This window comes from Janthinobacterium foliorum, assembly GCF_978021625.1.
This window is the reverse complement of record NZ_CDXDQE010000003.1, coordinates 175,656-193,929: the sequence shown is the minus strand read 5'-3', so window position 1 is coordinate 193,929 and position 18,274 is coordinate 175,656. Positions and strand designations below refer to the sequence as shown.

The 18,274-nt window shown below is 49.5% G+C and carries 19 protein-coding genes and 1 tRNA gene; 11 read left to right on the top strand and 9 right to left on the bottom strand.

Annotation, left to right across the window (positions count from 1 at the left end; all coding sequences use genetic code 11):
- Nucleotides 1-85: 85 nt before the first annotated feature.
- Both trmB and ACZ92H_RS08325 read right to left on the bottom strand, forming a co-directional pair.
- Nucleotides 86-766, bottom strand: a complete 681-nt coding sequence (gene trmB, locus ACZ92H_RS08330; protein WP_465048971.1) for a tRNA (guanosine(46)-N7)-methyltransferase TrmB — start codon at nt 764-766, stop codon at nt 86-88.
- A gap of 91 nt (nt 767-857) precedes the next feature.
- Nucleotides 858-931, bottom strand: a tRNA-Gly gene (locus ACZ92H_RS08325).
- Between the two features lie 299 nt (nt 932-1,230).
- On the opposite strand from ACZ92H_RS08325, the gene ACZ92H_RS08320 reads away from it, so the two are divergent.
- From ACZ92H_RS08320 to ACZ92H_RS08270, 11 genes are all read left to right on the top strand, one after another.
- On the top strand, nt 1,231-1,470 hold the full coding sequence (locus ACZ92H_RS08320; protein ID WP_170846353.1) for a hypothetical protein: 240 nt from the start codon (nt 1,231-1,233) through the stop codon (nt 1,468-1,470).
- 265 nt (nt 1,471-1,735) lie between these two features.
- Nucleotides 1,736-2,092, top strand: coding sequence for a diacylglycerol kinase (locus tag ACZ92H_RS08315; protein ID WP_465048970.1), 357 nt, complete (start codon nt 1,736-1,738; stop codon nt 2,090-2,092).
- 258 nt (nt 2,093-2,350) lie between these two features.
- Nucleotides 2,351-3,769, top strand: coding sequence for a mannose-1-phosphate guanylyltransferase/mannose-6-phosphate isomerase (locus ACZ92H_RS08310; RefSeq protein WP_465048969.1), 1,419 nt, complete (start codon nt 2,351-2,353; stop codon nt 3,767-3,769).
- Between the two features lie 75 nt (nt 3,770-3,844).
- Complete coding sequence (gene wbaP / locus ACZ92H_RS08305; RefSeq protein WP_465048968.1) at nt 3,845-5,308, top strand: undecaprenyl-phosphate galactose phosphotransferase WbaP; 1,464 nt, start codon at nt 3,845-3,847, stop codon at nt 5,306-5,308.
- A gap of 138 nt (nt 5,309-5,446) precedes the next feature.
- Nucleotides 5,447-6,526 (top strand): dTDP-glucose 4,6-dehydratase, encoded by a 1,080-nt coding sequence (rfbB, locus tag ACZ92H_RS08300; RefSeq protein ID WP_465048967.1) that lies wholly within the window; start codon nt 5,447-5,449, stop codon nt 6,524-6,526.
- A complete protein-coding gene (gene rfbA, locus ACZ92H_RS08295; protein ID WP_465048966.1) occupies nt 6,526-7,419 on the top strand; it encodes a glucose-1-phosphate thymidylyltransferase RfbA in 894 nt (297 codons plus the stop codon). The genes rfbB and rfbA overlap by 1 nt, the downstream gene beginning before the upstream one ends.
- Nucleotides 7,420-7,443: 24 nt before the next feature.
- On the top strand, nt 7,444-7,989 hold the full coding sequence (gene rfbC / locus ACZ92H_RS08290) for a dTDP-4-dehydrorhamnose 3,5-epimerase (protein WP_465048965.1): 546 nt from the start codon (nt 7,444-7,446) through the stop codon (nt 7,987-7,989).
- A gap of 41 nt (nt 7,990-8,030) precedes the next feature.
- On the top strand, nt 8,031-8,903 hold the full coding sequence (gene rfbD, locus ACZ92H_RS08285) for a dTDP-4-dehydrorhamnose reductase (RefSeq protein ID WP_465048964.1): 873 nt from the start codon (nt 8,031-8,033) through the stop codon (nt 8,901-8,903).
- A 359-nt stretch (nt 8,904-9,262) separates the two neighbouring features.
- Entirely contained in the window at nt 9,263-9,601 is a 339-nt protein-coding gene (locus ACZ92H_RS08280; RefSeq protein WP_465048963.1) for a hypothetical protein, read from the top strand.
- Nucleotides 9,576-10,052: an acyltransferase family protein gene (locus ACZ92H_RS08275; protein WP_465048962.1), complete on the top strand. Its 477-nt coding sequence runs from the start codon at nt 9,576-9,578 to the stop codon at nt 10,050-10,052. The genes ACZ92H_RS08280 and ACZ92H_RS08275 overlap by 26 nt, the downstream gene beginning before the upstream one ends.
- Nucleotides 10,053-10,094: 42 nt before the next feature.
- Nucleotides 10,095-10,535: an acyltransferase family protein gene (locus ACZ92H_RS08270; RefSeq protein WP_465048961.1), complete on the top strand. Its 441-nt coding sequence runs from the start codon at nt 10,095-10,097 to the stop codon at nt 10,533-10,535.
- 578 nt (nt 10,536-11,113) lie between these two features.
- Here the strand turns inward: ACZ92H_RS08270 and ACZ92H_RS08265 are convergent.
- The 7 genes from ACZ92H_RS08265 to ACZ92H_RS08235 all read right to left on the bottom strand — a co-directional run bounded on the left by ACZ92H_RS08265 (nt 11,114) and on the right by ACZ92H_RS08235 (nt 18,247).
- Nucleotides 11,114-12,250, bottom strand: coding sequence for an acyltransferase family protein (locus ACZ92H_RS08265; RefSeq protein ID WP_465048960.1), 1,137 nt, complete (start codon nt 12,248-12,250; stop codon nt 11,114-11,116).
- Between the two features lie 80 nt (nt 12,251-12,330).
- Nucleotides 12,331-13,257, bottom strand: coding sequence for a glycosyltransferase (locus tag ACZ92H_RS08260; protein ID WP_465048959.1), 927 nt, complete (start codon nt 13,255-13,257; stop codon nt 12,331-12,333).
- Nucleotides 13,254-14,255 carry a glycosyltransferase family 4 protein gene (locus ACZ92H_RS08255; protein ID WP_465048958.1) on the bottom strand — a complete coding sequence of 334 codons (1,002 nt, stop codon included), beginning with the start codon at nt 14,253-14,255 and terminating at the stop codon, nt 13,254-13,256. Before ACZ92H_RS08255 ends, ACZ92H_RS08260 begins: the two co-directional genes overlap by 4 nt.
- Nucleotides 14,248-15,522, bottom strand: a complete 1,275-nt coding sequence (locus ACZ92H_RS08250; RefSeq protein WP_465048957.1) for a hypothetical protein — start codon at nt 15,520-15,522, stop codon at nt 14,248-14,250. Before ACZ92H_RS08250 ends, ACZ92H_RS08255 begins: the two co-directional genes overlap by 8 nt.
- Before the next feature lie 87 nt (nt 15,523-15,609).
- The gene (locus ACZ92H_RS08245) at nt 15,610-16,491 is read right to left on the bottom strand and encodes a glycosyltransferase family 2 protein (protein ID WP_465048956.1); all 882 of its coding nucleotides are present in this window, start codon (nt 16,489-16,491) and stop codon (nt 15,610-15,612) included.
- On the bottom strand, nt 16,488-17,621 hold the full coding sequence (locus ACZ92H_RS08240) for an NAD-dependent epimerase/dehydratase family protein (protein WP_465048955.1): 1,134 nt from the start codon (nt 17,619-17,621) through the stop codon (nt 16,488-16,490). The genes ACZ92H_RS08245 and ACZ92H_RS08240 overlap by 4 nt, the downstream gene beginning before the upstream one ends.
- A complete protein-coding gene (locus ACZ92H_RS08235) occupies nt 17,621-18,247 on the bottom strand; it encodes an acyltransferase (RefSeq protein WP_465048954.1) in 627 nt (208 codons plus the stop codon). The genes ACZ92H_RS08240 and ACZ92H_RS08235 overlap by 1 nt, the downstream gene beginning before the upstream one ends.
- Nucleotides 18,248-18,274: the final 27 nt, after the last annotated feature.

Sequence of the window (18,274 nt, the reverse complement as noted above, 5' to 3'; positions counted from 1 at the left end):
CGAATGATAAAAAAGCCTGCGGCGTCGCCGCGGCAGGCTTGTTTTCATGCATAGAGGCACGGCCAGGCGTGCCGTCAACACATGTTTATTTCTTGATGAACACCAGATCCCACACACCATGACCCAGCTTCAAGCCACGGTTTTCAAACTTGGTCAGCGGGCGATAGGCGGGCTGCGGCGCATAGCCTTCCGCGCTATTGCGCAATTGCGGCTCGGCGCCCAGCACTTCCAGCATTTGCACCGCGTAATCTTCCCAGTCGGTGGCGCAATGCAGATAGCCACCTGGCGCCAGGCGATCGGTCAGCTGCTTGACGAATGGCGACTGGATCAAACGGCGTTTATTGTGGCGCGCCTTGTGCCAGGGATCGGGGAAAAACACGTGGATGCCGGCCAGCGAATTGGCTGGAATCATGTGCGTCAGCACTTCCACGGCATCGTGCTGCAGCAGGTGCAGATTCGTCAGCGATTCCTCGCCAATCAGTTTCAGCAAGCTGCCGACGCCGGGCGTATGCACCTCGACGCCGATGAAATCCTTCTCCGGCATGGCCTTGGCGATATGCGCCGTGGTCGCGCCCATGCCAAAGCCGATTTCCAGGATGACGGGCGCCTTGCGGGCGAACACCTGCTCGAAATCCATTGGTTCTTTAGCGAACGGCAACAGGAACTGCGGCCCCAGCGTCTCGAGCGCACGCGCCTGCGCCACGGAAAGCCGTCCCGCACGGGTCACGAAACTGCGGATGCGGTGTTCGGTGGGGTCGTACATCATTGGCCGCGCGGGGCCGTTTGCTGGGGTATCAGAGGACATGAAATGAAGAAATAAGTAGCCGCGCCAAATAAAACCAGGCGCCAGCGGAAAATGGAGCGGGTGAAGGGAATCGAACCCTCGTCGTAAGCTTGGGAAGCTTCTGCTCTACCATTGAGCTACACCCGCGAAGCCTGCATTTTACGCGGGATGGCAAGGACTTGGCAAACGTGTCAACTCGCTTGTACTCGTCAGGAGTTTGCACCAGGCTTGTCTAAAAACCAAACTACGCTGGATGCCGGCAAGGGTATTTTTGTTGATGTACAACAACGTCACAAGGCATCAAACGAGGGGAATGGTTTAATATGAGGCTGAAATCCAATAAATTATCGGGCTCATGCAGTGTGCAGCACAGACTAGCACAAGAAATGTTGCTACAATCGTGTGACAGTTTAGCATTTCCCCTGTTCAACCTTAAAGGATATCCCATGAAGAAAATTCTGATCGCTTCGGCAATCCTGTGCTTCGCGTCGGCGCAAGCAATGGCTCAATCGACCCCAGCTCCTGCGCCAGCAGCCGCTGCACCAGCAGCTGGTGCAGCCGCCGGTACCACCGTTGCCGGTCTGAGTGTCAGCACCATGATCGCAATCGGCGCAGCAGTTGCCGTTGTGGCCGGTGCAGCAAGCTCGGATTCGACCACCGCGCACACGACCCCAACCCACCATTAATACCTGGGCTGCCTAGGCAGCATCAGGTTGGTCAAGCCTCAACTTGCTAGCAAGTCCGGAGGTCTGGCACTACCGCCAAAAGCCCTTTTCATGTCATTTGAAACGGGCTTTTTACTTTTTAGCCAGTAGCAAGAGGCGGCGGCCAGCTTTTCTATCTTGGCGGATGAGGCAATGCCGTACTGCAAGCCAACCGATTCATGTTTTATCTATTTAGAAGTCCTGTTGCCATGTTCGTGACACATCCCGCACCGCCGCCTGGCACTCCATGAAAAACCAGCCATTTTTCAAGCGCATGGGATTTGCCCTGGCGGGCATTACCGCTGCCTTCCGCGTGGAATCGAGCTTTCGCCTGCAGTGCCTCGCGGCCCTCGCTGTGCTCGTCGTGCTCGCCTGGAACCGGCCAGCCATGGTCTGGTGGGCCTTGTTATTGCTCAACTGCGGCATGGTCCTCGCGGCAGAGCTTTTTAACACTGCCCTCGAACACTTCATCGACCATCTGCATCCCTCCCTTCATCCCAGCATCAAGATCGCCAAGGATTGCGCCGCAGGAGCTGTGCTTGTCCTCAGTCTCAGCGCCGTGTGCGTATTTGTTGCTTTTTTGGTGGAAACGATTGCCAACTAAGCGAAATTCCAGTTTGGCAAATTACAATAGGCCAAGCCAGCACCCAGTTTTCACCACCTCGCCCGAAACGCCAGCAAAAGAAATACAAGGATTGCTATAAATCATTAAAATATTGGCCTTTCGTAATATTCATTCTCTAGCAAGAATGCGACTTTTTCGCTCAGACTGGCGCGCCGCAATACATCAAACACCTTGTAAACGGTAGGAGATAGAACGCTCATCCAATGAGGTTGTTTTAAATTTTAAAATGATACATACATGACTACACCCATCGTACCCGTGATTCTTTGCGGCGGTTCCGGCACACGCTTGTGGCCATTGTCGCGTGAAGCATTCCCCAAACAATTTCTGCGCCTGTCCGGCAAGGAAAGCATGTTGCAGCAAACACTGCAGCGTCTGGGGGGGCTGCCGGGTCTGGCCAATCCTTTGCTGGTCTGCAACGAGTCGGCACGCTTCATCGTTGCGGAGCAACTTCGTGAAATTGGCATGGAGCAATCGCGTTTACTGCTCGAGCCGATGCGCCGCAATACGGCGCCAGCCATTGCCAGCGCGGCGTTGCAGGCAATGGCAGATGGCGATGATCCAGTCCTGCTGGTCCTGCCTTCCGATCATGTCATCCTTGACACACAAGCGTTCCACCATGCCATCGCGCTGGCACGCCATGCCGCCGAAGAAGGAAGTCTGCTTACGTTCGGCATCACCCCGACAGGACCGGAGACGGGCTATGGCTACATCCGCGCGGAAGCCACCGCCAGCGGCTCGGTCCAGCGCATTCTTGAATTCGTCGAAAAACCCGCATTGCCGCAAGCGGAAAAATATGTTGCCAGTGGTGACTATTTTTGGAACAGCGGCATGTTTTTGTTCCGCGCCAGCCGCTATCTTGAAGAACTCGACCGCTTCCAACCCGCCGTCCTGGCTGCATGCCGTGCCGCCATTGCCGCAGCGAAGAGCGACCTCGACTTTATCCGCCTGGACAAGGACGCCTACGCCGCCAGCCCAGATATCGCAGTCGACTACGCCGTCATGGAACGCACCAGCCATGCTGCCACCATCGCCCTCAATGCAGGCTGGAATGATATTGGCTCCTGGGCGGCCGTCTTCGACGTGGCGACAAAAGACGCCAATAACAATAGCGCCCAAGGCGACGTGCTGATGCAGGATTGCAGCGATTGCCTGGTGCATGGCAACAGCCGCCTGGTCACCGCCATCGGCATGCGCAATACGGTCATCGTGGAAACGGCCGATGCCGTGCTGGTCATGGATGCGGCCCAGGCACAGCATACCAAGACCATGGTGGCACAGTTGACGGCCCAAAAGCGTCCTGAGGCCACCATGCACCGCGAAGTCTTCCGTCCGTGGGGTTCGTACGATTCCATCGGCAACGGCGAACGCTTCCAGGTCAAGCGCATCACCGTCAAGCCTGGCGCCAAATTATCTCTGCAGATGCACCACCATCGCGCCGAACATTGGATCGTGGTGTCAGGCACGGCCCAGATCACCAATGGCGACAAGACATATCTGCTGACGGAAAACCAGTCCACCTATATCCCACTCGGCGTCGTGCATTCCCTGGCCAACCCGGGCAAAGTGCCACTCGAACTGATTGAGATTCAGTCAGGCAGCTATTTGGGAGAAGACGATATCGTCCGCTTCGAAGACCTTTACGGCCGCGTCTAAACAACCCGTTTTTCGAGGGATACGTAAAGTGTCTCCAGCATTTTTTACTGAAGTTCATAAGGTCTAGCAGTCAACATGAAACCAATCGAAGGTATCTTTCTACAAGAAGTGAAATGGTATTGCAGCAGCCGGGCGGAAAAATATTTTGTCACTTTTGCAGATGCGCTTGCCATGTTTGCCGCATTCTGGCTCGCTGGAAAATGGACGCTCAGTGCCGGCGAACTGAATGGCTGGGGCATCGACAGTTCACGCGTGCTCAGCTACAGCCTGCTCTCGCTCGTCACCCTGGCAATCTTCAAGCTGAAAGGACACCACGCCAAGCGCCGCCCGTACTCCAATGAAATCAAGGAAGTGCTAAAAGTTGTCATGGTCATGGGCCTGATCGATGCGGCCCTGGTCTTCCTCGACCGGCGTGATTCCTCGCGTGCCGCACTGCTGGTCACCTGGCTGCTCGTGCCGTGCTGTGTCTTGCTGCTGCGTGGTGTCGTCAAATATCTGCTGATGAAGGCGGGTGGCTGGATACGCCCCATGGTCATCATCGGCTGGGGCGACAATGCCCTGCAAACAGCGCGCGCCTTCGATGAAGAGGCTTTGATGGGTTATCGCCTGATTGCCTTCCTGATTCCCGAAGGCCAGGAGCGCTTTGAACATCACTATATCAACCGTAGCAAACAAAGCGTGCCATGTATTCCGCTCGGCACCGATCCAGAGCAGACGCTCAAACTGCTTGGTGCCCCGCACGCTGTCGTCGCCCTGGAACAAGGTGGCATTGACGCCTATCAAGGCATGATCCAGCAAGTCAGCCGACGCGTTGCCAACATGCAAGTGGTACCTGCCGTACGCGGCCTGCCCCTGTATGGCATGGAAGTCAACCATTTCTTTTCTCATGAAGTCCTGTTGCTGACCATGCGCAACAACCTGGCGCGGCCAGGTTTACAACTGATCAAGCGCTGCTTCGACCTGACGGCCTCGATCGGCGTGTTGATCGTTGGTGCTCCCATCCTGTTGTGGATCGCTGCCAAGGTCATGGCCTCCGGCCGTCCCATCTTTTACGGCCACAAGCGTGTCGGCCAGAATGGCAAGCATTTTCTCTGCTATAAGTTTCGTACCATGGCCGTCAATGCCGATGTGTTACTGAAAGAATTGCTGGAGCGCGATCCAGTCGCGCGCGCCGAATGGGACCGTGATTTTAAACTGAAAAACGATCCCCGCATCACCTCGATCGGCCACTTCCTGCGCCGGACCAGCCTCGATGAATTGCCACAATTATGGAATGTGCTAAAAGGCGAAATGAGCCTGGTCGGCCCGCGTCCCGTGGTCGATGCCGAACTGGAACGCTATGGCAACCAGGTTGATTATTACCTAGAAGCAAAACCAGGCGTGACTGGCTTATGGCAAGTCAGCGGTCGCAACGACGTGAGCTACGACACGCGCGTCTACCTGGATGCCTGGTACGTCAAGAATTGGTCTTTATTTACCGACATTGTCATCCTGCTGAAAACGGTTAAAGTCATTTTCAAGAAAGATGGCGCGTATTAGCCACAGGTCAGAGTGTTACAATATAGATATTAAATACGCAACATTGGATTGCAGGTGCACGTTCTTGTCAAGTCATCCATGATGAAGTCACACCCGAGAGCACCTGTAAACTCGTACAAGTAAGCAAAGGAAAGCAATATGATTTTAGTGACTGGCGGCGCCGGCTTCATCGGTTCCAACTTTGTAAGAGACTGGCTGGCGCTCAATGATGAACCTGTAGTCAATTTCGACAAACTGACCTACGCTGGCAACCTCAGCAATCTGGCTAGCCTGGAGCACGATCCCCGGCATATCTTTGTACGCGGCGATATTTGCGATACCGCCCTCATCGCTCGCCTGCTGGCAGAGCACCAGCCGCGCGCGATCGTGCATTTTGCGGCCGAGAGCCATGTCGACCGCTCGATCCACAGCCCCGGTGAATTTATTTCGACCAACGTCAATGGCACCTTCAGCCTGCTGGAAGCCGCGCGCGCCTATTGGAGCGGCCTGACGGGCGACGCCAAGGCGGGATTCCGCTTCCTGCACGTTTCAACCGACGAGGTGTATGGCACCCTGGGGCCGAATGATCCGCCATTCACGGAAACGACGCCGTATGCCCCGAACAGCCCGTACTCGGCATCGAAAGCAGCATCCGACCACTTGGTGCGCGCGTACTTCCATACGTACGGCATGCCGGTACTGACGACGAACTGCTCGAACAATTACGGCTCCTTCCATTTCCCGGAAAAACTGATTCCGCTCATCATCAGCAATGCCCGCGCCGGCAAGGCCTTGCCCATCTATGGCGATGGCATGCAAGTGCGCGACTGGCTGTACGTGGGGGACCACTGCTCGGCGATTCGCCGCGTCCTGGAAGCGGGACGCTTGGGCGAGGTCTACAACGTCGGGGGCTGGAATGAAATGGCCAACCTGGAAGTCGTGCACACCCTGTGCGATATCCTCGATACGCTGGACCCGAAAGCGGCCGGCAGCTACCGCGAACAAATCACCTATGTACAGGATCGTCCTGGCCACGACCGCCGCTATGCCATCGATGCGCGCAAGATCGAACGCGAACTGGGCTGGAAACCGGCTGAAACCTTCGCCACCGGCATCCGCAAGACGGTCCAGTGGTATCTGGATAACCAGGCCTGGGTACGCGACGTCCAGTCGGGCGACTACCTGAAATGGGTAGAGAAAAACTATGCGGCGCGCGATGCAGCCCAGGAGCAGAAATAATGGGCGCCACCATCGAACGCAAGGGCATCATCCTGGCCGGCGGTTCCGGCACGCGCCTGTATCCCGTTACCATGGCCGTATCGAAGCAGCTGCTGCCCGTGTATGACAAGCCGATGATCTACTATCCGCTGACCACCCTGATGCTGGCCGGCATACGCGACATCCTGATCATTTCCACGCCACAAGATACGCCGCGCTTCCAGGAATTGCTGGGTGACGGCAGCCAGTGGGGCATCATGCTCAGCTACGCAGTGCAGCCGACACCGGATGGCCTGGCACAGGCGTTCATCATTGGCAAAGAGTTTGTCGGTGATGCGCCCTCGGCTTTGATTCTGGGCGACAATATCTACTACGGCCACGACTTTGAAACACAGCTGCGTGAAGCATCCGCACGCACCAGTGGCTCCACCGTGTTTGCCTATCACGTGCACGACCCGGAACGTTATGGCGTCGTCGATTTCGATGAGCAACGACGCGCCATCAGCATCGAGGAAAAACCGCTCAAACCGAAATCGAACTATGCCGTCACCGGCCTGTATTTCTACGATAGCCAGGTGTGTGAGATCGCCGCCGGCATCGCTCCGTCACCACGGGGCGAACTGGAAATTACGGACGTCAACCGTACTTATCTGGAGCGCGGCCAATTGAACGTCGAACTGATGGGCCGCGGCATGGCCTGGCTCGATACCGGAACGCACGAGTCCCTGCTCGAGGCCGGTCAATTCATCGCCACCATTGAAAATCGCCAAGGCTTGAAAGTTGCCTGCCCAGAGGAAATCGCCTATCGTCGCGGCTACATCGACGCCACCAAGCTCGAGGCATTGGCACAACCCTTGAAAAAGAACGCCTACGGTCAATACCTGCTGCGCCTGCTCGAAGAAAAAATATACTAAAGCCTGACTGACTTATTTCATACCATGCAAATTCAAACCACCGCCATACCTGACGTCCTGATCATCGAACCCACCGTGTTCGGCGATGACCGGGGCTTTTTTTACGAAAGTTTCAACCAGAAGCGTTTTGCCGAACTGGCTGGCGTCACGCGCGACTTCGTGCAGGACAACCACTCCAAGTCGGCGAAGGGCGTGCTACGCGGCCTGCACTACCAGATCCAGCAGGCGCAAGGCAAACTGGTGCGCGTCACCGCCGGTGAAGTGTTCGACGTCGCCGTCGACTTGCGCAAAAGTTCGCCTACCTTCGGCCACTGGGTCGGTGTGACCTTGTCGGCCGCCAATAAGCGCCAACTGTGGGTTCCCGAAGGGTTTGCGCATGGCTTCGTCGTGACCAGCGACCATGCCGAGTTTCTCTACAAGACAACCGACTACTGGGCACCGGAGTTCGAGCGCAGCATCCTGTGGAATGATCCTGCGATCGGCATCGAGTGGCCGTTGGATGGCGAACCGCTACTGTCTGGCAAAGATAAAGCGGGTACCCTGCTGGCGAACGCCGACGTCTTCGCCTGATCGACACCGACCAACGGACCCCACTTGAACAACACTGCTTCATGAGTCGTATTTTAATCACAGGAAAAACTGGTCAGGTCGGCTACGAACTTGAACGCAGCCTGCAGGGCTTGGGCGAGATCATAGCCGTTGACCGCAGCCAGATGGACTTGGGCGATCTGGACCAGGTGCGCGAAGTCATCCATCGCGTCAAACCTACCCTGATCGTCAATCCGGCTGCCTACACGGCGGTCGACAAGGCCGAGAGCGAGCCGGAACTGGCCATGCGCATCAACGGCGATGCACCAGGCATCATGGCTGAAGAAGCGAAAAAACTGGGCGCTGCGATGATCCATTACAGCACCGACTACGTTTTTGACGGTAGCAAGGATGGCGCGTATGTCGAAACCGATCCGACCTGCCCGGTGAATGTGTATGGCAGCAGCAAGCTAGCCGGTGAACAGGCGATCGCCGCCGCCGGCATCCCGCACCTGATCCTGCGCACCAGCTGGGTCTACAGCACGCATGGCAAGAATTTCTTGCTGACCATGCGCCGCCTGGCGCAGGAGCGCGAAGAGCTGGGCATCGTGTCCGATCAGTTCGGGGCACCAACCTGGAGTCGCACCATTGCCGATACGACCGCCCACATCGTGGCCCAAGCCATTGCTGCGGCGGATCCGCAGCAATGGTGGCAAGAGCGTTCGGGGCAGTACCATCTGACGGCGCAGGGCCGAACCAGCTGGTTCGGCTTCACGGAAGAAATCATGGCACACCCTTCGATCCAGAAAAAGCCTCGGCTGAAGGCCATTCTGGCACAGGATTATCCGGTGCCAGCAAAGCGTCCTGTCAATTCGGTACTGTCTTCACAACGGTTGATCGACACTTTTTGTGGCCTGCCACATTGGAAAGATGCGCTGGCGCTGTGCCAGGATTGAGTAACTGATCAGTATCTGAACTATTCGGGCAGCCCCTCCGGCACTCGATGGCAGCAGTTACCTAGCATAACAACAGCTGATGGGTTCTTGAACTGCGGCGGAAAATCCGTCGCCGCTTTCGTCTGAGCGACGGTACTATGCTTGACATGAGGCAAGGCCGCCAATCAATGACCATCCACAATAGCTCGCCAAACGCAGCGAGCCTGACCCGCCCGCGCCCTGTGCGCTCAACAGCATGATGGTCGACCCGATCGGTACCGTACGCTCGCGAGATACCTTGACGATAATTTAAAAAATCAATTACCTCATGGTGAGCTTACGCCTCAACCATCACTTGCCCCGGAACATACAGTCATACCATGGCCTGCACGAGCACACGCATAAATCAAGCTGTAGCAGCAACCGGGGCGCTCGATGGCAATGTGGCCGTCAGCCTGGATTACTGGAGCATTGTTTTTGAAAATACAATGTTGAAAAGACTTTACAAAAAAAATCTGGTCTGGAAAATTTCATATATCAGCATATTCAAAAAAACCTTACCCGCAGTGCCCTCAAAAGTCGATACCTTTTCAGCCCTAACCAAAATACACATTTTTAATAATGCTAAAAATATTACAGGCAGGCCGAGCCTTTGCCGCAATTGGAGTAGCCGCATTCCATCTTTCAAGCCTGATGGCTTTGCCACAATATGGCAATAATATAATATTTCACGACTATACAAAACATGGAGATCTGGGCGTCAATTTCTTTTTTGTTCTTTCAGGCTTTATCATCTTGTTCGCATATGAAAAAGATATCGGCCAGCCCGGGCGCTGGAAAGAATACATATATCGAATATTTATCCGTGTGTTTCCCATTTATTGGATATATAGCGCGGTGTTTGTCACGCTTCTTTTCCTCGGATTTGGGAATGGTGCTTCCTACCCGCATAGCCTGTCAGATTGGACATCGTCCATCCTGTTGATCAGGTTCTCAAACATCGAGCCGCCACTGACACCTGCATGGACGCTGTTCCATGAAATTGGATTTTATCTGATTTTTTCATCACTATTATTAAATAGAAAATTAGGAATTTTTCTACTTGCACTCTTTGCAATTTTTCCCTCAGTCCGCTTCCAGTTTCCCACTCCCGTGGAACGCACACCGTGAAATGTATATACCGCAGCACATAACCTGGACTTCTTTTTCGGAATGCTGGCTTTCTGGTTATATAAAAATTCTAACAAATGGCTCACCTTCAGCGCCGGCATGGCCATGTTTTTATTTTCATGCATTACTCTGCCATTACCTGATCACACAAGTGCAATTTTTTTTGGAATGGCATTTTTTCTCATTTTATCTGGCCTGACAAAAATAGAAGCCGATGGCGGACTGAATGTTTCAAAATGGTTATGCATTACTGGCGATGCATCATATCCCTTCTATCTGACACATATTCCTTTTCAGATCGTCCTTCTCAAAATCGCCACAAAAATGAATATTCTTCAAATTATGGGGCCGCAAATAACATATGTTTCCATTCTGGCTCTTTCGATTCTTTTTGGTATTGCCGCATATATGCTGATCGAACGTCCATTATTGTCGGCAATTAAAAAAAGTCCGAATAAAAAGACTGTTGCTTTGGCAGCATAGCCTGCGTTCCGAGTCTCAAACACTGTGCCGGCTTTGCGTATGTGGCAACGGCACAGTACTACACTGCGGTAATGCAAGAACGCGGGTGCGGCTAACTTAACCTGCGAAGGCAGGCAGATCTATCGGACCAGATGGCGCGATTCAGACCCATACACGCAGGGAGCAACCAGATAGACAACTTCCTGCGCCGCGGCGAGCAGAGAAATATCTGTCTGGAATGATAAAAGACGCGCGATGCCTGAGCTGTCCGTCACGGTGGCGTCGCGGACAGCCCAGCAAACGTGGTGTTTGCGGTAACAGGCCTGCATGCTCGCTGCGGCCCAGTTGTTGTCATCACGGTACCGCAGCTTACGGCGCTGGCTGAGTGCCTTTCGCGCAGCCTACCTAACGCTCCTGCTCGGTGAAGGGGATACCGGACGTACAAGCCATGCCGTCGGCGAGCACCCTGCATGCTGTGCCGGCCGGCGGCATCCTCATCAGATAAACTGCGCGCGGGGAGGATAACTACGCCTTGATCAAAATTATAGATGCAGCAGCATCTACTCGTTTGAGTGGAATATTTTTTTATCTTCTTGGCCTTATCGTCTCAATGCTACGCCACCAAAGCGATATTCGATGTAACGATAAGTCAGGCTGGACATGGTAACCGTGGCAAATCCGCATAAAGACAATATCAACCAGAAATGCAGCGACGTCATCTCTTTCATGAAATGAAAATATAACGAGAAAAAAGCCGTCAAAAGCAATCCATGCAGCAAATAAATACTATAACTGATAGTACCCAGATATTGAGCTCCGCGAGTATTTAAAAGCCCAAACAGACTTCCGCCATAAATGACAGCCACAAAAAAAACAAATGTAAATATTAATGAGACAAATTGAAGGTGGTACACTGCGGAATAGTACAATCCAAAGAGACTTCCAATTGAAACGATAGATGGATTGACCTTTTTGAATAACCGGATCAAGTATTCATTCCCCACCAGGTATGAACACAACATTCCAACCAAGAAGTTCATGATATTGTAAGCGTCGAAGAAAAAATATAATGCCAATACAATAAAAAATAAAAAAGCAAATTTTTTCTTTTCCGAGAAAATTGCGATAAATGGCAAAACCAGTGTAAAAGCCCATTCATATTTCAAGGTCCAGATGACACCTGATATCAAAACAAACGTCTGCTTGAGACCGTTAATATCTGGTTGTCCGAGGAAATTGAATCCAAACCATCGCCCTACAGATAAAATCAAATTTGGCCATGGAACGCTTAAAGACCAATCCGTCTTGATTCCTGCGAGAACAAAAAGGAAAAGAATCGAAAAAAAATACATAGGCGCAAGACGATCGAAACGTGAACGATATAAATCGCGCCAATTTAATTTGCCATCGTTCTTTATAGCTTTGGACCAAAATAAAAAACCGGTGATCATGAAAAATAGCGTAACAGGCGCTGTCGCGCAAAGCGCATAAAATGTCGAAGAAGGTATGCTCCATACCTGATCAGCATTGAAATGAAAATTGGCTATTCCATGTGCAAACATGACTCCAAGCGCAAGAAACCCCCTCAGTCCATCTACGGCCATATAGCGCGAGGTTTTCTTTTCGATATATTGCTTTTTGTAAAAAGGAATAGTGTTGGAATAAACAAGTCCCAGCAATAAAAAAGCGGCCATCAATATGAAGTATGGTGGAATGCTATCTATCTCAATACCCACAAAAAACCTTGTCAATTATATTACTCATTAAAAATAAAATCACCATTCACCTTGACTGGCAAAATCGGCTACTTCATGCTTTATTTATTTGTCAACCAATAAACTTTATACATGCTCAGCATTTTTTTAAGACGAGTTGGCAGATATGTCTCATAACGACCAATTTTGTACCCTGCGTATTTACACACAGTGCGTATCAGTGCAGATGGCATCAAATACCAGGCTGAATTCATCAGAAATTTCATTTCGGAAGATAAGTAACGCATTCCTTCACCACCAACTTTTCCGAATTTCTGAAGTAACCATGGCTCTCGCCCATGCAGCACTCCGATATCGAAATATCGCTTGAATTCCTGCGAGTAACTATAATGATGAGAATGATAGGCACATGCCTCCGCCTGATACGCCACACTCTTCCCCGCCAGCAGTAAATGGCCAGCTACCATCGTATCCTCGCCCAAGATTACATTGGATGGAAACCCGCCAATCGCCAGTAAATCCTTGACACGATACGCCGAGAAGGAATTGGAAATAAATATGGTTTTTATACCCAGTGTCTCTTTTGATTCGAGCGTCTTGATCAAGTTTTTTTGTGAATAATTGAATATCCTGGCATGTGCTTCACTTGGACGACTCCCAATATGCGGCAACTGACGACCATAGGCGGCAGCCACATCCGCATTCTTCGAAAATATTTCCACCAAGTTTTTCAACGAGTTTTTATCAAATAATAAAGCATCTTGTGTCATGAATATCACAATATCTACTTCATTCTTGATCATTTCCAAGGCACGTTGTCGGGTCCCGCCATGGTTAAATTCACCCTTTGGAATAGTATGCACGTTGAAAATATCTTTTGTCGCCTCATTCAACATGCCATCGGATGAACTGGAATCTATTATCAACCTTATATCTGGCAACAAACTCTGAACCTTGAACTTCTCAATCCATTCCGCCCACATAGTTCCCGGATTGTACGTAGGAACAATTAGTCCAATTCTATTCATTTATTTTCGTCCGCTTCGCGGATAATATTCCAAAACCTGTCCGAAGATTGATCCCAACTGAAATCTTTTGCGCGCACCAATCCAGCCTCAATTAATTTCGCACGAAGTTCACTATCCAATATAATTTTATTCATCGCATCAGAAATATGACCAATATCCAGCGGATCAACCAGCAGCGCCGCATTGCCTGCAATCTCGGGCATACAACTGATATCAGACGTTATTACCGGAACCCCGGTGGCCATGCCCTCCAATATTGGCAAACCAAAGCCCTCGTATAAAGAGATATAGACCACAGCCATTGCGCTTTTATAATAACGCGGCAAATCATCTTCTGGAATAAAGCCAGCAAATTCAACCATGCCATCTACAGAAAATTTTGAAATCTGCCCTTTAATATCAACGTCAGGCTTGCCCGATAATAATAATTTTATGCCCGCAGCCGGCAACTTCGATATTGAATAAGCTTCAATCAGCCGATTGACATTTTTATATCCTCGTCGATTTCCTGCATATAAAACATAAGGATAGCCGAGATCAACCGGGGCCACATTCACATTAAAGCTCGGCTCCACACTGTTGTAGATAACCTCGATCATGTCAGCATCAAAACCTCCCCAGCTAATCAGCTCATCCTTTGTATATTGAGATACTGCAATTATTTTATAACATTTCTTGTAGAGGTTTTTTAATATCCAGTCATAATATAACTTATGAAAACGGCTGTAATAATGAAGATGCGTAAGATCATGCACCGTCACCACATCAGGCATTTTTGAATAAAACGGAGCAATAAAACCAGGAGACCAGAAAACATCCGTCTTCATTGCCCGCAACTCATTACCAAGCAGCAATGGGGACAGAGGGGCAGAAATTTTCCCATCATACACCATGGGATTCAAAGCAATATCATCTGGTTTTCTTTCGATTAGCGCCGCTGCAACTGCCCCAATCCCCGTGGGGCCAAGCCAGCGCTGGTCGTAAGCAACGTTAATCATTTTTTTGATCCATTAATTTAGGGTGATCTGTAATTTTTGATGATCTGACGCGTCTGGTTGTTGCAGCCGCCAGCAGCAAGAAGAGAATGAAATGTTCAACAATCGTATAACCGGCGCCAACTGGCATCAGATCAATTCCTATCAAGAAAAGCAACATGGCAAAAACGCCCATGTTTTTTGATTCTTTCAAATTATAGGCAAATGTCTTTGTCATCCCCCCTAGAAATACTGCCCAGAGAATGATGTATAAAAGCGAAAAAACCCCAAAATCGGCCCATATCGCCCCTACGCCGAAAGCGGCAGCTCCGGTATCGTTCTCGAACTGCTCTGGATAAAACCGTTTTGCCAGTGCAAAAACCCCATAATCTTTAGGCTTATCCGGATACAGAAACCTCGGCAATCTTGAATACACGGCCTGATCTAGCGTCATCTTGCCAAACTCCAGAGGAATATCGGAATCGATTACCATGATCCCATTCCGTGAATAATCCGAATACTCAGATATACCCACAGCCATTTCCACCAATTCACTTCTCTGAGGGGCAAAAACTGTGAATAGAGATATCAGAAGGAGGGCCATGCCGCCAAAACTCAGGATGAATTTTCGGCCGCTCATCTTCTTGCCAACAACATAACAATTATAGGCAAAGTAAATCATCAGTATATAGATGAATTGCCCTTTGGCGCCATGCAAATATACATTCACAAGCAAAAGAAATATAAATATAACCGAGCCAAAAAAAGATTTTCTTTTCAAAAATAAAAATGCAATAAATGCCAAATTATTCAACATTGCTGATGAAAAGAAAAATATGCCGTAACCTGTTCTGGTCGCTTCATAAATTTTTCGCGGTGTTGCTAGCAGGTCTCTATATTCATAAAGAACCGGAAACATTGCTCCCCATGATATGATTAAAAGAACGACATGAAGGTTTTTTGATTCCTTGTTTTCCCTGTACTTTACGATCGTCTGTAATATTCGCCAGTTGGAAGGCGCGAGAAAACGATATCCTAAAGCAAAAAAAACAAACCCAGCGGTATAACAAGCATAGACAAAAATGTAGCCAAATAAACTACCCCTGGGTCCATTCAAGTACAAATTCAATGGCTCCAACACAAAATAAATTGGAGCTTGCACAAACAAAGCAGGGACTAAAATATTGAAATATGATTTCTCATATGATGAAATCATCGCATATGAAAATACATAAAGAAGCGCAGCCAGGATAATTACCGCGCAAATAATATAGGTGTCGAAATCGTTCAATTTATTACTTCTTATAATTTCACTTCAATTCCAACTGGAAATTCCTACTTTACCATTTTTCAAAAATCAGGAAATTTACCATGCATATTACATTTTCAATCCATCACTGATCGCAGAAAAGAAAGATTTTCTAAATTTCTTTGTGAATAATACCCATTTTGCAGGCCGCGTCAAAAAATAATATGCCAGCGAAATTACCTTTACCATCGGCGTATAGTTTTTCCGAATGAAGTAAATTCTGTTCCGATGAGCATAGTATACGGTAAAGTTCGAGGTCGATCCGCCAGTACTGCTGCTCACTTTATGGCTGACGACACCTTGCCACCAATAATAGATATTAAATTTCGCCACTTTCGCACGCCAGACGAAATCAGTATCATCATAATAAACGAAATATTTTTCGTCCATTTGGCCAATAGCATCAAATACGCGGCGATGTATTAACATGAAACATGTTGGAGCATAGCCGACATATTCACTATGATTATATTGACCATTATCTACATCGCCTTCGCCCCGATGTGTGGTCACAGCGGTCCAATTGCTTAGCTCGCCTCCCGCACACCATATTTTTCCCGAATCATGAAAATATATCTTTGGTACGATCAGGCTTTCCTGCCGCTCATCAGCCAGTGCCACCATGTTTCCAAGCAGGTTTTCGTCCTTGAACTCAATATCATTGTTCAGTAACAAAACGTACTCGCAGCCAAGTTCCAGAGAAAGCTGAATACCTTGATTGTTACCTTTTGCCACTCCAACGTTCTCAGAATTCCGTATCAACGTGACATTTTTCATTCCATATTGGGCTATTAATTCCTCGGACTTCAAGAACGATAGCTCATCGATACTATTATCGACGATGTACAGCCAATAATCGTTGAACTGCTGGCGAGCCAAGCTCTCAAAAAAGCCAGGTAATACAGGCACGCTGTTAAATAAAACAGTGACCAAACCTACCTTATTGGTCATTTGTACAATCCCCGCTTTTTCATTTCTTCAATGCTTGCTTCATAAGTATCTGCCTGAACAGCTTGTTCATTCACCCAAGCAGTGAAGTGCTCGATACCTTTCTCAAAACTCACCTCGGGTTGGAACCCAAGTACGCGGTTAACCTTGCTCAGGTCGGCGTAATTGTGGCGAATGTCACCCAATCGGTACGCTCCTGTCACCTTGATGGCCACATCCACGCCGTAATTTCGCACCAATGTTTGTGCGACAGTCAGCACATCGGTTGCCACGCCTGAGCCAATGCCAAATACCTCGCCATTTGCTTCGTCCTTGCACAGCGCCAGCGTTGTCGCTTCTACCACATCGTCGATGTACACGAAATCACGGCTTTCCTTGCCATCTTCAAAAATGCTCAAGCCGTTGCCATTCTTGATCCTGGTCGAGAAAATAGACAAAATTCCGGTATACGGATTGCTCAATGACTGGCCAGGGCCATACACATTTTGATAACGCAATGCACTGGCACCTATTCCCAGAGAAGCACATACCGTCATGACCATTTGCTCCTGATTTTGCTTGGTTATGCCATACACGGAAGAAGGATGAATTTTCGATTCTTCGTCTGTTGCCAACAGTTTCAATTCCTGTCCCGTAGCGGGACACAGTGGCTCGAAACGACCGGCCTGCATGTCCAGATCCTTGCGCGCCCCCGGATAAATGACACCCAGTGCGTCCGAATGGTATTTGCCTTCACCATAGATCGAACGCGACGAGGCAACTATCACCTTCTTAACATCATATTTCCCATTCGCAAGCAGATCCAGCATCAACCCGGTACCGCCAATGTTCACATCGACATAGCGCCTGATTTCATACATCGACTGCCCGGTCCCCGTTTCCGCCGCCAAATGAACGATAGCATCCTGGCCTGGCAATGCTTCTTTCCACGCATTTTTATCGCACACGGAGCCGATGATCAAGCGCACCTCATTCTTGATGCTCTGATAAAGAGGTGATGTTTTATCAGGATTATCGCCGTGAATTTGGGGCGACAAATTATCAAGTACAGTAACGGCATGACCTTTGGAAATCAGATTTTTAGCCAGATTTGAGCCGATGAAGCCCGCACCACCAGTAATAAGAATATTCATTATATTTTTTTCCACTTGCTATTTTCAAAACAATATTTTTTAATGACTTTTGCCGGGTTACCCGCCACCACGCTGAATTCAGGCACATCCCTGCTCACCACCGAGTATGCTCCAATAACTGCGCGCCTGCCGATCTTTACATTCGGAAGAATAATTGCGCCATAGCCTATGAAAACTCCTTCGCCTATTTCAACGTAGTTATTTTCAGCCTGTATTCTATTGCCAATTTTCTTGTCATTATCAACATCTTCGTATGGGTGATTAACATCTACAATTGCTGCGCCACCGGTAATTGATACGTTATCGCCGATAATCACACGTGACCCACAGATGATATGTACATTTTGTTCAATGTTGACGTTATTTCCGATCGTCAATATTGGCTTTTTTTCCATATCAGTCAAGACAACTTCCAGCCTGACGCCAGACCTGATAATGACGGAATTTCCAATAAATATCCGATGTGGATGTGCAATCAATAAAGGCTTGTAAATGGAAACCGAGCGCCCCATGCCGCCAAAAAAGAATCTATAAAAAAACAATGTTCTCATCTTTGCACAAAGCGAGAAAAAATAATTTATCAACTCAAAAAATTTTACGTTTTTTAATTTTTTTAATTTTTCCATATAAATCTATTCACCCTCAATAAAATG

Excerpts from the sequence above, each read along its gene's own strand:
- rfbB (WP_465048967.1), top strand. The coding sequence starts at position 5,447 with ATGATTTTAGTGACTGGCGGCGCCGGCTTCATCGGTTCCAACTTTGTA.
- ACZ92H_RS08235 (WP_465048954.1), bottom strand. The coding sequence starts at position 18,247 with ATGGAAAAATTAAAAAAATTAAAAAACGTAAAATTTTTTGAGTTGATA.
- ACZ92H_RS08320 (WP_170846353.1), top strand. The coding sequence starts at position 1,231 with ATGAAGAAAATTCTGATCGCTTCGGCAATCCTGTGCTTCGCGTCGGCG.
- rfbD (WP_465048964.1), top strand. The coding sequence starts at position 8,031 with ATGAGTCGTATTTTAATCACAGGAAAAACTGGTCAGGTCGGCTACGAA.
- ACZ92H_RS08310 (WP_465048969.1), top strand. The coding sequence starts at position 2,351 with ATGACTACACCCATCGTACCCGTGATTCTTTGCGGCGGTTCCGGCACA.
- rfbA (WP_465048966.1), top strand. The coding sequence starts at position 6,526 with ATGGGCGCCACCATCGAACGCAAGGGCATCATCCTGGCCGGCGGTTCC.
- ACZ92H_RS08315 (WP_465048970.1), top strand. The coding sequence starts at position 1,736 with ATGAAAAACCAGCCATTTTTCAAGCGCATGGGATTTGCCCTGGCGGGC.
- ACZ92H_RS08280 (WP_465048963.1), top strand. The coding sequence starts at position 9,263 with ATGGCCTGCACGAGCACACGCATAAATCAAGCTGTAGCAGCAACCGGG.
- ACZ92H_RS08245 (WP_465048956.1), bottom strand. The coding sequence starts at position 16,491 with ATGACCAATAAGGTAGGTTTGGTCACTGTTTTATTTAACAGCGTGCCT.
- ACZ92H_RS08260 (WP_465048959.1), bottom strand. The coding sequence starts at position 13,257 with ATGAATAGAATTGGACTAATTGTTCCTACGTACAATCCGGGAACTATG.
- ACZ92H_RS08240 (WP_465048955.1), bottom strand. The coding sequence starts at position 17,621 with ATGAATATTCTTATTACTGGTGGTGCGGGCTTCATCGGCTCAAATCTG.
- ACZ92H_RS08255 (WP_465048958.1), bottom strand. The coding sequence starts at position 14,255 with ATGATTAACGTTGCTTACGACCAGCGCTGGCTTGGCCCCACGGGGATT.
- ACZ92H_RS08275 (WP_465048962.1), top strand. The coding sequence starts at position 9,576 with ATGGCTTTGCCACAATATGGCAATAATATAATATTTCACGACTATACA.
- trmB (WP_465048971.1), bottom strand. The coding sequence starts at position 766 with ATGATGTACGACCCCACCGAACACCGCATCCGCAGTTTCGTGACCCGT.
- rfbC (WP_465048965.1), top strand. The coding sequence starts at position 7,444 with ATGCAAATTCAAACCACCGCCATACCTGACGTCCTGATCATCGAACCC.
- wbaP (WP_465048968.1), top strand. The coding sequence starts at position 3,845 with ATGAAACCAATCGAAGGTATCTTTCTACAAGAAGTGAAATGGTATTGC.
- ACZ92H_RS08270 (WP_465048961.1), top strand. The coding sequence starts at position 10,095 with ATGCTGGCTTTCTGGTTATATAAAAATTCTAACAAATGGCTCACCTTC.